Source organism: Paenibacillus camerounensis, assembly GCF_000723885.1.
Lineage (GTDB): Bacteria > Bacillota > Bacilli > Paenibacillales > Paenibacillaceae > Paenibacillus_AQ > Paenibacillus_AQ camerounensis.
Window position 1 is genome coordinate 1 of record NZ_CCDG010000050.1, and the last position, 14,317, is coordinate 14,317.

The 14,317-nt window shown below is 50.9% G+C and carries 10 protein-coding genes; 2 read left to right on the top strand and 8 right to left on the bottom strand.

All coding sequences use genetic code 11. The features are described from left to right. Positions 1-311: 311 nt before the first annotated feature. The 7 genes from BN3772_RS18750 to BN3772_RS18785 form a co-directional block, all read right to left on the bottom strand. Positions 312-1,322: a ketoacyl-ACP synthase III gene (locus tag BN3772_RS18750; protein ID WP_042201348.1), complete on the bottom strand. Its 1,011-nt coding sequence runs from the start codon at positions 1,320-1,322 to the stop codon at positions 312-314. 301 nt (positions 1,323-1,623) lie between these two features. Then, entirely contained in the window at positions 1,624-2,967 is a 1,344-nt protein-coding gene (locus tag BN3772_RS18755) for a glycoside hydrolase family 28 protein (RefSeq protein ID WP_086074650.1), read from the bottom strand. A 125-nt stretch (positions 2,968-3,092) separates the two neighbouring features. Then, positions 3,093-4,223, bottom strand: coding sequence for a glycoside hydrolase family 88/105 protein (locus tag BN3772_RS18760; RefSeq protein WP_042201350.1), 1,131 nt, complete (start codon positions 4,221-4,223; stop codon positions 3,093-3,095). A 17-nt stretch (positions 4,224-4,240) separates the two neighbouring features. Continuing rightward, complete coding sequence (locus tag BN3772_RS18765) at positions 4,241-5,116, bottom strand: carbohydrate ABC transporter permease (protein WP_042180543.1); 876 nt, start codon at positions 5,114-5,116, stop codon at positions 4,241-4,243. A gap of 31 nt (positions 5,117-5,147) precedes the next feature. Then, positions 5,148-6,116 (bottom strand): ABC transporter permease, encoded by a 969-nt coding sequence (locus BN3772_RS18770; RefSeq protein WP_042201351.1) that lies wholly within the window; start codon positions 6,114-6,116, stop codon positions 5,148-5,150. Between the two features lie 118 nt (positions 6,117-6,234). Continuing rightward, the gene (locus BN3772_RS18775; protein ID WP_042201352.1) at positions 6,235-7,803 is read right to left on the bottom strand and encodes an extracellular solute-binding protein; all 1,569 of its coding nucleotides are present in this window, start codon (positions 7,801-7,803) and stop codon (positions 6,235-6,237) included. Between the two features lie 907 nt (positions 7,804-8,710). Then, positions 8,711-9,262 carry a CueP family metal-binding protein gene (locus tag BN3772_RS18785; RefSeq protein ID WP_042201354.1) on the bottom strand — a complete coding sequence of 184 codons (552 nt, stop codon included), beginning with the start codon at positions 9,260-9,262 and terminating at the stop codon, positions 8,711-8,713. A 211-nt stretch (positions 9,263-9,473) separates the two neighbouring features. On the opposite strand from BN3772_RS18785, the gene BN3772_RS18790 reads away from it, so the two are divergent. Continuing rightward, complete coding sequence (locus BN3772_RS18790) at positions 9,474-10,145, top strand: lipoprotein (RefSeq protein ID WP_042201355.1); 672 nt, start codon at positions 9,474-9,476, stop codon at positions 10,143-10,145. 82 nt (positions 10,146-10,227) lie between these two features. On the opposite strand, the gene BN3772_RS18795 is transcribed toward BN3772_RS18790, so the two are convergent. Beyond that, positions 10,228-11,745, bottom strand: coding sequence for an extracellular solute-binding protein (locus BN3772_RS18795; RefSeq protein WP_042201357.1), 1,518 nt, complete (start codon positions 11,743-11,745; stop codon positions 10,228-10,230). A gap of 181 nt (positions 11,746-11,926) precedes the next feature. On the opposite strand from BN3772_RS18795, the gene BN3772_RS18800 reads away from it, so the two are divergent. Further along, the gene (locus BN3772_RS18800) at positions 11,927-14,266 is read left to right on the top strand and encodes a helix-turn-helix domain-containing protein (protein ID WP_042201358.1); all 2,340 of its coding nucleotides are present in this window, start codon (positions 11,927-11,929) and stop codon (positions 14,264-14,266) included. Positions 14,267-14,317: the final 51 nt, after the last annotated feature.

A 14,317-nucleotide genomic window follows, 5' to 3' on the forward strand; every position in this document is an offset into this window, starting at 1 on the left:
CAAGTGCGGACCATGGAGAAGTAACTCAGTGGCGGGACGCGAGTATTAGATTGGGGGTGGCGGGACTCCGCTGGCGGGATCCGAAATATATTGCTCAGGTAGTCGGAACATGGATCACATATTAAATGTGAAGCTTTAACAGCTTAATTATCTATTAAGCCTCTCCCCCGGACACCCAGCACATCCTTCATACTGGTGCAGGGAGCCAGGTGTGATGAAGGCCTGCGGCCCCTTGTATATTTTGTGTAAAATATAGCAAGGGACTATCCGGCCGGGCTTGTAAGCTGCTTAACTGACAAGCTGACTATACGCTACAAAACATCCGGCGGAGCCACCTGTTCATCCAGTTGCAGCTCCGTCAGAATACCGGCATGCGCCAGTCCGGCGCCGAAGCCGTAGAGCAGAACACGCTGGCCGCTATGCACCTTTCCTTCACGGATACCGAGATCAAGTGCAAGCGGAATACTTGCGGCAGAAGTATTGCCGAAATACTCCAGGCTATACAACGCCTGCTCCAGCGGATAGTTCAACCGTTCACAGACCGGTTCAATGATCCGCAGATTGGCGCTGTGCGGAACGAACCAGTCTACCTGTTCGAGGGTTGCACCGGCATGCTCCAGCACCTGCTGAACACCATGCGGAACCGTCCGGACTGCCCATTTGAACACCTCACGGCCATTTTGCACCAGCTTGCCTGAATCGCCCAGATCTACACCATTCACTGAATGCGACAGTCCGGTCCGGTAGACATGATGCGCACCGCCGCCGTCACTGCCGAGATGATAGCCGAGGAAGCGGTCCTGCTGCTCATCTGCTTCTACAAGCACTGCCCCGGCCCCGTCACCGAACAGGATGCAGGTGCTGCGGTCACTGTAATCGGTAATTTTGGAGAGTGTATCCGCTCCGACAACCAGCACTTTACGGTGCAGTCCCGAAGCTACGTAGGCATGGGCAGTATGCAGTCCATACACAAAACCTGCACAGGCCGCGCTCAAGTCAACTGCCCCTGCTGTAAGCGGGATACCGAGACGGTGCTGAATAATAGAGGCTACTGAGGGGAAAGAAAAATCCGCCGTGCTGGTTGCTACAATCACCATATCTATGTCCGCTGCAGATTTTCCGTAACGGGTCAGCAGATTCCGGACAGCGGCAATACACAAATCGCTGGTATACTCATCCTCCCGGCTGATTCTGCGCTCACGGATACCCGTCCGCTGGACAATCCACTCATCATTGGTTTCTACCATCTGCTCCAAATCATGATTGGTCAACTTACGCGCCGGGACATAGGAACCGATGGCTGTAATTTTTGCACCCTTCATTTTCGATCACCTCATAATAGTTTATTGAAATAGTATCTGGTATTAGTACTTGGTACTAATTATATGTGAAAGAACTCAATAATGCAAAGGGATCGTCTTCCTCCTTTTTACTGAATATCAACGGGCTATATCCTTACTTAGCAGCTATAGCTTATATTACCCATTTTCTCCCCATCCTCTGCGTATCCTCCAAAACTGTTAGCCCATCAGCCTGTCTTAGCGGTTCGCTCCAGCAAAAAAAAGACCGTGGCCGCACCCGGCCACAGTCCATATAAAATACCGCTTCAGCTTCTTAATTCATTCAGATCTCCGCCGGTACTACCTCCACCTGCTCAACCAGCTTTTCCGGTTTGGCTGTGTTGCGGGAGCGGCAGTTCAGCACCTCTACATCCTCACCATTCTCGATATAAAATGCAGGCCCTTCGTGGTTCGCGACCGTCACTTGCTGAAAGCGTACATCCCGTACGTTGCCGAGGAAAAAACCGCGCTTGTTCATATCCGCAAGGCCAGCCATCATATCGGGCTGCCCTGGAACAGCATCCTCAGCCATGGAAATATCGACGTCAGTGAAGCTGATTTCCGAGACATATTGCTCGGCCAGCCCATACAGAAAGCCTGCAGCAGCATGAACATTACGGGCGGTAATATTGGCAAAATGTATCCTCCGGAAGCACGGCGTCTCCGCCGTCACCGGATAAGGCTGTTTGTCCCAGACATACTTCTCTTTCCCTCTGGGCCCGCAGAAATAGTACAGGTTCATCGTGAACGGACAGATTACGCCCTCCATCACGATATTACTGACCCGGATATCCTCAATGATTCCGCCGCGCCCGCGCCGTGACTTCATGCGGATGCCGCGGTCTGTCTCCTTGAATACACAGTTGCTGATCGTTACATTGCGGATATCCCCGCTCATTTCACTGCCCAGCACAACGGCCCCGTGCCCGTGCACCATAGTGCAGTTCGTTATTGAAATGTTCTCACAGGGGCTGCGCTCCGCTGTATCCTCCGTCCCGGCCTTAATGGCGATGCAGTCATCACCTACATCAATATGACAGTTGCTGATCCGCACTCCTGAGCAGGACTCGGGATTAATGCCGTCTGTATTCGGCGAATCCGCCGGATTCAGAATGTAGATATTGTCGATCGTCACATTGCTGCAGACAATCGGATTGACCGTCCAGCTCGGTGAATTGAGCAGGGTCACATCCTTCACCGTTACCCGGCTGCAACGGTTCAGGCCGATCAGCGTCGGCCGTGGATATTCCAGCTCCTCGGGATGCTCCCGGAACCTGCTCCACCAGGGAGCTCCATTTCCCTGCAGCGTTCCGCTCCCGGTAATGGATATATTCACCGCATCCTCTGCGTAGATGCAGGGGGAATGCACCTGGCGTCCGACACCTTCCCAGCGGGCTTCCACCGCCGGGTAGTCCGCCGGATCGGTGCTGAAGCTCAGCGCTGATCCGGGACTCAGATGCAGCTCAATGTTGCTGCTAAGCCGTACAGCTCCGGTATGGAAGGTTCCTGCGGGAACATAGACCGTCCCTCCTCCAGCCCGGCTGGCGGCTGCAACCGCAGCGGCGATAGCTTCAGTCGCCGCCGTACCGCTGTCCCGCCGCGCCCCAAAATCCTCAATATTATACAACTTCTCTCTCCCCTTTCCTTCATTCGCACAGTTTGTGATATCACTATTAAAGATCTGGCCGGAAATCCAAAAAAAGTTTGGACTTCCGGCCGCTGATGGCTTTGTTTCTTTTCAATTCAAGATTTTCACTTCATACCGCCAGCCGCCGCATCCGTCACCCCGTACAAGGATTCCATCTCCACACAAGCCATCACCAGCGCCCCAACGCCGTGAAGGTCATTGCTTACTTTCGGACGGGTTACATAATTCTCGTAATCCCCTGCCGAGGTGCCGATGCAGATGTCCGGCAGAATCAGTCTTCCCTGCTCATCCTCCTGCAGCACTCCAATAAGGCCTTCATAGCCTTTACGGGCGGCAGCGGCAGCCTCTGCCGCATCCGGCGTCAGGCCCAGCTTCACGGCCTTGGCGATAGTATACACGAACAGGCATGAACCGGAGGTCTCCAGCCAGTTATCCGGCTCATCCCCTTTATCGACTACCTGATACCAGAGCCCGCTCTCCTTGTCCTGGTAGCGGATCAGCGCCTGCACGAATTCTCCCAGTGCAGCGGCAAGCTCTGCCCGCCCCGGCTCCCCTTCCGGCAGCAGCGTAAAAAACTGCGACAATGCTAGCCCGTACCAGCCGAGCGAACGGCTCCAGAACTCGGGAGAGCAGCCGGTCTCCGGATTGGCCCAAGGCATGCGTCTGCTCTCATCCCAGGCATGATACAGGAGCCCTGTTGCTTCATCCTTCATATACTTGCGCATCAGCCGCTCCTGGTGCAGCACTGCCTGGCGCAGCTCCGGCTCGCCGTAGGCATCCGCATATTTCAGCGAGAACACCCCGGCCATGTACAGGCCGTCAAGCCACATCTGATAAGGATATTTGTCTTTGTGCCAGTAACCGCCCTCGGCTGTCCGGTTGACCGTCCGCAGCAGACTCCGCAGCTTATCCGCGGCAGTCTTGTACTTCGCAAGACCGGTCCGCTCATGCAGCGTGAACAGCAGCAGCCCTGCCTGAACCGCATCCAGCTCGTCGCGGGCAAAATACAGATTACCGTGCTCATCCACCAGATCGTCCACATACTCCTGAATGTAAGTCAGATAATGTTCTTCACCCGAAGCAGACCACAGCAGCTCCATTCCGCACAGAAATACGCCCTGATGGTAGTGCCAGCGGTGAGCGGGAGGAAGCTCTCCCGCCCGGTAAGTATCCATTAATGAATCACAGGCCTTGCGCGCCCATTCTATTGGTGTTGCCGGCAGACTGCCTATCATTCCTTAACCTCCTTTCCCTAACCCTTCATTGAACCGAGCATAGCCCCTTTGGCAAAATGCTTCTGCAGGAACGGATATACCATCAGAATCGGCAGGGTCGCTACCACGATAACAGCCATTTTAATCGACTGGTCCGGCGGCGGAACAGCCGCATCAAGTGTAGCGCTGTGATCCATTCCGCTGGCCAGGACAACGATCTGCCGCAGCAGAACCTGAATCGGCCATTTGGCGCTGTCATCCAGATACAGAATTGCACTCATATAAGTGTTCCAGTAGGTCACCGCGTAGAACAGGGAAATCGTAGCAATTGCCGGCATCGACAGCGGCAGCACGATCCGGAACAGGATGCCGAAGTCGTTACAGCCGTCGATTTTGGCAGATTCCTCTAAGCCTTCCGGGATGTTCTGGAAAAAGTTTTTGAGAATGATCATATTGAACGCACTGATCGCCGACGGCAGGATAAGCGCCGCATAGGAATCGATCAGCCCCAGCTCTTTTACCACCAGGAACGTTGGAATCATCCCGCCGTGGAACAGCATCGTGAACACGACCAGAAAGTTAACCACATTGCGTCCGTCGAGATCTCTTCTGGAGAGCCCGTAAGCCATCAGTGCCGTGATAAACATACTGAACAATGTACCAATCAGCGTAACGCCAATCGAGACTCCCATTGCTTTGAAGATTGTATCCGTTGAAAAAATAAATTTATAAGCCTCCAGACTCCACACCTTCGGAATCAGTACAAATTTGCTCGCCGCAATCTCCGCACTTGTCGTAAAAGAGCCCGCCACCACATGCACAAACGGCAGCACGGTAATGAGCGCAATCAGCGCCAGCAGCGTAAAGTTAACAGCGGCAAAAATCCTGCCGCCCAGCGATCTGTCCTCTACCATCTTCTATTCCTCCCGCAGTCTCTCATTTCACTTAATAAACGCCTTCTTCGCCCATTTTTTTGGACAGCTTATTGACGGACATGACCATAATGAGGCCAATAATGGATTTAAAGAATCCGATGGCCGTACTGTAACTGAACTGTCCTTGTCTTAGTCCTGCGGTATAGACATACGTATCGATAATTTCCGCAACATTCCGGTTCATGGAGTTCAGCATCAGATAGACATGCTCGAAGCCAAGATCCAGTACGGAACCAATTTTCAGAATAAGCAGGGTAATGATGACACTCCGGATAGCCGGAAGCGTGATATGCCAGATCTGCCGTATCCGTCCCGCTCCATCCATGCGTGCAGCTTCATACAGCCCGGGGTCAATCGCAGCGATCGAAGCCAGATAAATAATCGTACCCCAGCCTGCTTCTCTCCAGATAATCTGAAGGATATACATCGGCCGGAACCAGCCCGGATTCAGCAGGAAGTTCACCTGCTCGAAGCCAAAATAACTCAGCAGCTCGTTAATAATCCCGCCGTCCATCGTAACCATAACGTAGGTGATCGAGACGATGATAACCCAGGACATAAAGTGGGGCAGATAAACCAGTGTCTGGAAGAATCTTTTGAAAAATGTGCCTCTAAGCTCATTCAGCATCAGGGCCAATATGATCGGCACCGGAAAATAAAGCAGAATATTCATGCCGAACAAAATGAGCGTATTGCCGAGAATCTTCATAAAATCCGGCTCGGTGAACAGGCGTTTAAAATGTTCCAACCCGACCCATTCACTGCCCGTAATTCCCTGGTATGGCTTATAATCCTGAAAGGAAATGATCAGGCCGTACATCGGCAAATATTTAAATAGAACAAAAAACAATATACCCGGTATCAGCATGACGTACAGATATTTGTTTCTCCACAGCCGCTTTTTGAGCTCACTGCTGCTTGTATAGATTTTGGGCTCCAGCGGTGAAGCTGCACCGGGCTGAGCGGTAACATCCTGCATAGTTCTCTCCCTTTCTGTTTCAATATCTTATCTTTAAAAAGAAGGCTGGCGAAGCGGCTCGGCCTCGCCAGTCTTCCATACTCCGGATTACCGTAAAGCGGTGCCAGGGAGCTGCATCTTATTTTTTATAGACAGCGTTATATTCATCAATGATGGCCGAGCCTCCGCGGCTCTTCCACGATTCCACTTCTTTCTCAAAGCCTGCTTTGTCCAGCTGGCCATAAATATAGTTGTAGGTGGCATCCGTAATGATCTGCTGCAGCTCTACGCCCTTCGACGTATAAGTGGCAGAATCCAGGGCAGCCGTAGGGTCAGCAACACCTACCTTCACATTCTCAAGAATCAGCTCTTCCGCATGGATACGGCCAGGCAGCACGTTATAGCTCAGGTACATGCCGTTGGTTTCAGCCTCACCGATTACACTGTCCTTGTAGCCCTTAACCTCACGCTCGATCAGTTCCTTGTTATCTGTAGGCTTAGCCTTGCCGTCTTCAACCGTATAGTGAGTACCCTCGATACCCCAGTACATCAGATTGGCTACTTCAGGGGTCATCATCTTGTCAAAGAAACCAAGGATTAATTTCAGTTCAGCTTCATCCTTAACCGCAGATTTCGGGAACAGCACTACGTTGTTATAGCCCGGAATCATCCACTGTGCGAACTTTCCGTCTGGTCCGGCAACCATACTATGTGTATCGAGCACGGCATCCGGGAAGTTTTTGATCAGATCCTTGTTCAGGGTGTCGATATCCTGCATCGAACCGCCGATGTACAGGCCGGCTTTGCCGCTGACAAACATATTTACCGCATCTGTCTTACTTGTAGCTGCAAAGTCTTTGTTCATATAACCGCCGTCACGCAGCTTTTTGAAGAAATCCATAGTATCGATGTATTGCGGGAAGGTGAAATCCGGTGCCAGCTGGCCGTCCTTCTCACCCCAGGTGTTCGGTGTGCCGAACCAGGCAGAGACCGTTTTATAGGCGCCGTATACCAGCTCGTTGCGGTCCACGAGTCCGATGGTGTCCTTTTTACCATTGCCGTCCGGGTCCTTCTCAGTAAAAGCCTGGGCCATTGCGAACAGCTCATCCAGGTTAGCCGGAGCCTGCAGGCCGAGCTTATCCGCCCAGTCCTTGCGGTAGATGATACCCTGACGGGCCAGCGGGCGTCCGATGTACAGCGAGTAGAGCTTGCCGTCCACCTTGGTGTTGTTCAGGATTTCCGGCTTCAGCTTGTTGAGGTTCGGGAATTCGCTTAGGTAGGGCCCGATCTCCCAGAACTGCCCGTCCTTGATCGCTTCTCTCATCTGCACGAACGTGGTCTGGTTCTTCAGGTACGTTACCTGCGGCAGTGAGCCTGTAGCGAAAGAGGAGTTCAGCTTTTCTTCATAAGTATCGGCCGGGAAGAACTGGTAGGTCAGCTTCGTATTGGTCAGCTTCTCCAGCTCTGTTTTGATCGTATCCGGCGGGGTTTCCGCTGTGTTTAATGGAAGCATGATTTTGATTTCTGTCGGCTTCTCCGGCTCAGGTGCCGGTTCTTTAGTTGCGGTCGTAGTTGTGTTTCCGCCGCTTGTGCCTGGATCTTTAGTAGCCGCCGCTTCATTACCGTTGTTACTGTTGCCGCACGCTGCCGTCAGCATACTGAATGTCAGCAGTGAGCTGAGAAGCAGGGTGAAGGATTTTTTCGTCATACCTGTTTGACCTCCGTTTGGCTTGTAATTGGTTACATGCCTCACACTACAGCCCTGTACAGGTTACGAAAACAATCATTTACTCATTATGGGGGCTTTCGGAGGGGAGTCTGGGGAAATGATTATCGGGTGATGGGGATGGATAAGGTGAGAGGAAGGATGCGTTGGTTAAAAGCGTGGGGGTGGGCGATGAGGCAAAGACTAATTCGGGTGGCGCTATTCGCTGCTGCGGGGAATATTTGGACTTCCGGCCGCTGTTAGGTTTAGATTTCCTCATTTCAAACCGCTTTTCGCGGTAGAAATCCAAACCTAAAGGCGGACGCTATCGCTCCTACAGTTCCAAACTTCCCCTCCGCTGCTCCCGCCTGCCCGGGAGTTTCCTCTCACCTTATCCGGGTGAAGGGAGGGACAGAGTTAGCCGCCGCTTGGATTTGCGGCGGGGAAATGTGCGGGGAAGCCGATGATGCTAAAACAAAAGCAGATGAAGCAAAGGCTAATCCGGTGGCGCTATTCGCTGCTGCGGGGAATGTTTGGACTTCCGGCCGCTGTTAGGTTTGGATTTCTCCATTTCAAACCGCTCGCCGCGGTAGAAATCTGCAGACAGCATATGCTTCCGATGCCAGCTTTCCTACGGAAAGCTTTTAGGCGGACGCTATCGCTCCTGCAGTTCCAAACTTCCCCTCCGCTGCTCCCGCCTGCCTGGCGGGACTTCCTCTCCCCTTATCCGGGTGAAAGTAAGGGCAAGGTATCTTCTCAACAATAGCGCACAACACCTCCATAATAGCTTCCTTAGTTCATCAGCACTTACCCTGTCCTGAATACAAAAAAAACAGAGCAAGAATACTCCCGTAGGAGAGCATTCTTGCTCTGCTGATCTTTAATGTTACTTCCAAGCTTGGCCCAACCCTCACCCCAACTGCATCGTAGTCACACACGTATCATTCTGCTCAAAGGTAGAAATTTCGGACACTGCTTGTTTGCCGTCCTGTTCGATCGTTACATTATAAGTCTTATCCCGCGGCAGCCATAAATCAATGAAGCCGTTAGGCTGGGATTGTACGGTCTGCTTATCCATAACCTGATTGCCCGCGGCATCCTGGACCGATACGCTGAAATCCTGGGCCGGCATTTCTCCCTGGCAGCCGGTCAGGCTATGTGTGGCGCACGGATGCGTCTTAGTCACATAGGGGGCGATGGAGACAAAGAACTCGTCCTCCGGCAAGCTATAGGTGGCGGATTTACCATCTGTTTCTTGCACAACAAGCTGTGTGGAGGAAATGGATGCCGATTCTGCCGTCAGCGTGCGGCTGCTGTAATCCTGCACCAGCTGTTTTAGTGCGGTTGCATCTAAGGCTGTGCCAGAGTTGGCATCGTCCCGGCTGCCGTTTCCTGCGTAAAAAAATGCTCCTGCCGCAATGATTACCGCTAACCCGGCAGTCAGTAAGACTGATTTTTTCATGGAATATTCATCCTCCTGTCTCTACTATTATAGTCCAGCCGGAGCACCTGCAAACTAGGGCCTTCTGGAAGCTCATTACTACGAAACTAACAGGATTGTATTATCGCAGCTTTGGTTATTGGATCATCTGGAAAAAATAGCTATAATAATAACCACAAGGCTGAAGATTTTATCCTGGCCGAAGAGACACTTTTGGGAGGGGGGAGAAGGGATGAAGCGTCTTATTTTGTTATTAGTACTCTTATTTACTCTAAGCGCATGTAATAATTTTACCACGAATGTCTATGAACCTGAAATCCCTGTTTCAGTTATCGGCAAAGAAGCCCAAAAAACAGAGCATTCAGCCATTACTAAAGTCAAACCTTCAACGACATCCGATTTTTTGGCAAAAGATAAGGACGGCCTATCTCTATGGGACTTTGAAACCGCTTATGCCATGTGCGTGACTGCTCTATCCGATTACTACAAGGCAATATGGAACGGCTCTGATATTCATTTGGATTCTTACTTCGATAACAAGAACCTGAAGCAAAATATGCAACAAAAAATCACTTCCCAGCATCATTTATTCCTCAAGAACAAACTCACAGATAATGCAGTCACAGGTCTCGATATTGGTGTTGAGCAGGTGGAGTTTAATAATGAAGGTGACTTCTTCTATTTAAAATTAGTTGCAAGTGTAAACAAGGAGATAGGAAGCTTTGCTGAACCTACCGAATTTCTAATACAAAGTTTAAATGGAAACTTAGTTATTGTGGATTGGTATTCCAGTGGAAAAGATAGCTATGATTCATTTGCAAGAGGAGAACGGCAGATTATCAATAGACCCAATATTTGGAACGAAAGTGAATGGCTCGAAAAAAATAATTTGATCACGAATTGAAAATTGTGTGTAGAGCGTGTCTGAAGATTACGAGTGCAGCGGGTTTTCAGACACGCACTAGAGCCTATTCGATTACTGCCCTTTACCCGCCACTCCCCGCCTTGGCCAGCGCCTCCGCATATTCCTGCATGATCAGGCTGCCGCCGCTTGATTTCCATTTCTCCACTTCCGCATTGAACTCTGCCGCATTCATATTACCGAGGATATAATTATAGGTGGCATCGGTAATAATCGTCGACAGCTCGACGTTCTTCTCATCATAGGTCGGGGAGCTGAGCGTCAGCGTCGGATCGTCCACAACAAACTGCTCATTATCGCGGCTGAGCTGCTCGGCCATGGCGGTCAGCTGCTCTTTCTGCACGACTTCCAGAATGTTCTTGTTGCTGATATCAGCAATCATCAGGGAGTAGAGCGGATTAACCTCATTGACCCGCAGCTGCGAGGTTTCCTCCGGCAGGATGACCTTGCCGTTCTCCAGCTTATAGTGGCGGCCTTCGATGCCGTACTTCATCAGATTGGCTACATCCTTATCCATGCTCCGGTCAAAAAAGCGCAGGACCTCCTTCAGCTCATCCTCATTCGCAATCGCTTTTTTGGAGAACAGGTACAATCCGTTGTAATTGGGGATCGACCATACCCTGTATCCGTCAGGGCCTTCGATCCGGTTAATGAGCGTAAGCTCCGCCTGCGGATTAATGGCCTGGGCTTCAATCGACAGCCGCTGTACATCCGTCATGCTGCCGATAAAAATCCCGGCTGTGCCGCGGATAAACTTATCACGCTGTACCTCCTTGCTGGTCAGGGCAAAGTCCCGGTTAATTAATTTTTCTTCATATAATTTGTGCATGAAATTCATTGTGTCCATATACTCGGGCGTATCGAACTCCGGAATGAACTGCCCGTTCTCCAGCTTCCAGTTGTTCGGTGTGCCAAAGTAAGAGCTTAATGTTTTGAACACGCCGTAGACAAGGTCGTTGCGGTCCACCAGCCCGATTGTATCCTGCTTCCCGTCGCCGTCGGGATCATTATAGGTGAACTGCTTCATCACTTCGTACAGCTCTTCCAGATTCTGCGGTTTGTCCAGCTGCAGCTGATCCAGCCAATCCTGGCGGATAATAATCCCCTGCCTGGAGGAGGGACGCTCTGTATACAGGCCATAAATCTTGCCGTCCACCGCAGTCTGGCCGAGAATCGCCGGGTCCAGCTGCTTCAGATTCGGGAATTCCTTAAGATAAGGACCGATCTCCCAGAAGGCGTTGGAGCGGACCGCATTTTTAACCAGATTATAATCCGTAAATTTGACAAAAGTGACCTTAACGAGCGAATTCGTTGTCAGCGCCGTGTTCATTTTATCACTATAGATCCCTTCAGGTACCCAGGTTATATCCAGCTTCACTCCCGTCCGCTGCTCAATCTCACTCACAATCTCTTTAGACGGCTGCTGCGGAAAATGCAGCGGAGCGAGAATAGAGATCGGCGGCAGGGCCTGATTGGGCTGATCGGAATCCGTATCACTGCATGCGCTTAATACTGTTAACGGGAGCAAAGCAAGCAGACAGCAATACCGGACTACTGAACTCCGTACGAGTCTTCCGAACATTCCTGCATCCTCCTCATAAGCTATATATGTATTAATAACTGCCAATTATTGAATATTATTCTAACGTAAGTCATTATTAGAGAAAATGATTATTGCGGCACCAGATGATTATTGTTATTATCCTCCATGATGCATACACTTAAAGCAGACTGTTTCTAATAAAGAAAAGGTGTTGAATGCTGTGAAACACTTAAGCTTTCTGAGCAAGCTAACGCTGTTTACCTTTGTGATCAGCACGATTCCGGTATTGTTTATCGGATCATTCTCTTATCTCACATCCTCCAATGAAATTCAAAAAAATGTTAACAAAAGCAAAATGGAACTCATTTTACAAATTAACTCAAATGTAGAGCATAAGCTGACTACTGTCAATCAGACTTTGAATCAGGTGGTTAACTCCTCAGTGCTCAAAAAAGCATTGAATAACCCTTTAAATGTAACCGATTTCATTTTATATAACGAGCTGAGAACCGAGATCCGCAATATGCAGTCCTTTGACACGAAGCTGGAGGATGTCATTCTGCTGAACCAGCGCGAGAACTGGATGATCAAAAATTCCGGCCTGTACCGCCTGAACGAATACCAGAATTATGAGCAGCTGGCCAACCTGATGAATGTGCGTGATTCGACCTCATGGGTGCTGAACCCTTCCTCCCTGTTCTACAGCGAGGAGAGCGTCAATGTCACCGGCTGCGATTACAGCATCAGTCTGATCAAGAAGCTGCCAACCAACAAGCTGCAAAAATACGGGCTGGCGCTCGCCAATATTCCGGCCTGCAGCCTGCAGGACTTCATTAACTCGGAGATTGATCCGCTGGACAGCATCATTGTACTGGATGAATTCGGCCGCATTCTGCTGCATCCCGATAAAGAGCTGATTGGCAGGCCGGCTACTGCGGGGGGCTTCAATGATTTTTCGCTCGTAACGGGCATGAGCGAGTCTGCAGGCCAATTCAAGACGGTGATCGGCAAGCAGGATTATTCTGCAACCTACCTGCGCTCGCAGCTGAACGGCTGGACTTATCTGTCAGTCACCTCCATTAAGGGCCTGACCAAGGAGTCCTCCAAAATCGGAACGTACACCCTGCTGATCTGCGCCTGCATGCTGCTGCTGTCCGTCCTGACTGCCTGGCTCGGCTCGCGGCGGATGTATTCTCCGATACAGCGGCTGCTTAATCAGATGGGGCTGCGCAGACCGGGAATCAAGACCCGTTTTGCCGATGAATTCCAGTCGATAGGCGAGCAGATGCATCATCTGTTCCAGTCCAAGTCGCAGCTGGAGAAGGAGCTGAGCCAGCATATCCGGCAGGTCCGCACTTTCTTCCTGACCAAAGCCTTTCAGGGCAGCATCAAGAACCGCGAGCTGCTCGAAGAGCTGGAGCAATACGGGTACAGGCCTATCATTGAGGAATGGAGAACCATGGCCGTCATTACCCTCAGTATCGACTACTCCTCCGAAAGCAGCTATGACAAAAAGGATCTCCATCTGCTGCTGTTCGCCGCCCATAATATGGTTGAAGAGCTGGTGCCGCCGGGAGAAAGGCTCGCTCCTGTTATAATCGACCATGCCGTGGTAACGCTGATCGGGAGCACAGAAGGCAGTGCCGAGGCCTTTCACCGTACGCTCTATGCGCTGACGGAGAATCTGCAGCAGGAGATTAACAGCTACCTGAAGCTGCAGGTGAGCATCGGCCTCAGTCTGCCCTTCCATAATACCGACAAGCTGCCAACCGCCTACAAGGAGAGCCTTGAAGCGCTGAAATACCGGATCACGCTTGGTAAAGGCATTATCATCCAGTACGAGCATATCAACTCAGGCAATCATTATCTCAACCTTAACTATCCGGTGCATACTGAAAATGACCTGATGGATGCCATTAAGCTGGCCGATACGGATAAAGCCAAGGAGCTGCTGCATAAGCTGTTCGGCTGCATTTTCAAGCTCGGACTCTCGCCGCAGGAATATCAGATTCCGCTGCACCGCCTGCTGGGCAACATCCTGATTATGATGCAGGAATCAGGGATCAGCCTCAATCAGATCTACCATGTGAACGGCTCGCTGTTCGAGGAGCTGACCGATCTGCATATCGTTGCTGAAATTGAGGACTGGTTCTGGAGTATTGTCATTCTGCCGATGATCCGGGTTTTCCATAGCCGGCAGAATGCGCAGTATCATAATATTTCGGAGAAAATCATTGATATCGTGCAGCATGATTACGATAAGGACCTGACGCTGGAGGAATGCGCTTCGCGCCTGCATTATAACGCCAATTATATCAGCAGCGTCTTCCGTAAGGAGACGCAGTATTATTTCAGTGAATATCTGGCGATGTACCGCTTCAAGATGGCCAAAAAATGGCTGGAGGAAACCGATATGCCGATTAAGGATATCGCCGCCCGATTGAGATATAACAATTCACAGAACTTCATCCGCTCCTTCCGCAAACAGGAGGGCATGACTCCCGGCCAATACCGCGATAATGCTTCCTCCCGTCCCCGGGCTGTGCCGGATGATTATTAACCCGGGCAGAGCAAAGCCGCCGGAAGTTCAGCAGAGGATGCTGATGCCGGC

Bases quoted from the DNA above. Each gene is read 5' to 3' on its own strand.
- BN3772_RS18790 (WP_042201355.1), top strand. From the start codon at position 9,474: ATGAAGCGTCTTATTTTGTTATTAGTACTCTTATTTACTCTAAGCGCA.
- BN3772_RS18760 (WP_042201350.1), bottom strand. From the start codon at position 4,223: ATGATAGGCAGTCTGCCGGCAACACCAATAGAATGGGCGCGCAAGGCC.
- BN3772_RS18795 (WP_042201357.1), bottom strand. From the start codon at position 11,745: ATGTTCGGAAGACTCGTACGGAGTTCAGTAGTCCGGTATTGCTGTCTG.
- BN3772_RS18750 (WP_042201348.1), bottom strand. From the start codon at position 1,322: ATGAAGGGTGCAAAAATTACAGCCATCGGTTCCTATGTCCCGGCGCGT.
- BN3772_RS18775 (WP_042201352.1), bottom strand. From the start codon at position 7,803: ATGACGAAAAAATCCTTCACCCTGCTTCTCAGCTCACTGCTGACATTC.
- BN3772_RS18785 (WP_042201354.1), bottom strand. From the start codon at position 9,262: ATGAAAAAATCAGTCTTACTGACTGCCGGGTTAGCGGTAATCATTGCG.
- BN3772_RS18770 (WP_042201351.1), bottom strand. From the start codon at position 6,116: ATGCAGGATGTTACCGCTCAGCCCGGTGCAGCTTCACCGCTGGAGCCC.
- BN3772_RS18765 (WP_042180543.1), bottom strand. From the start codon at position 5,116: ATGGTAGAGGACAGATCGCTGGGCGGCAGGATTTTTGCCGCTGTTAAC.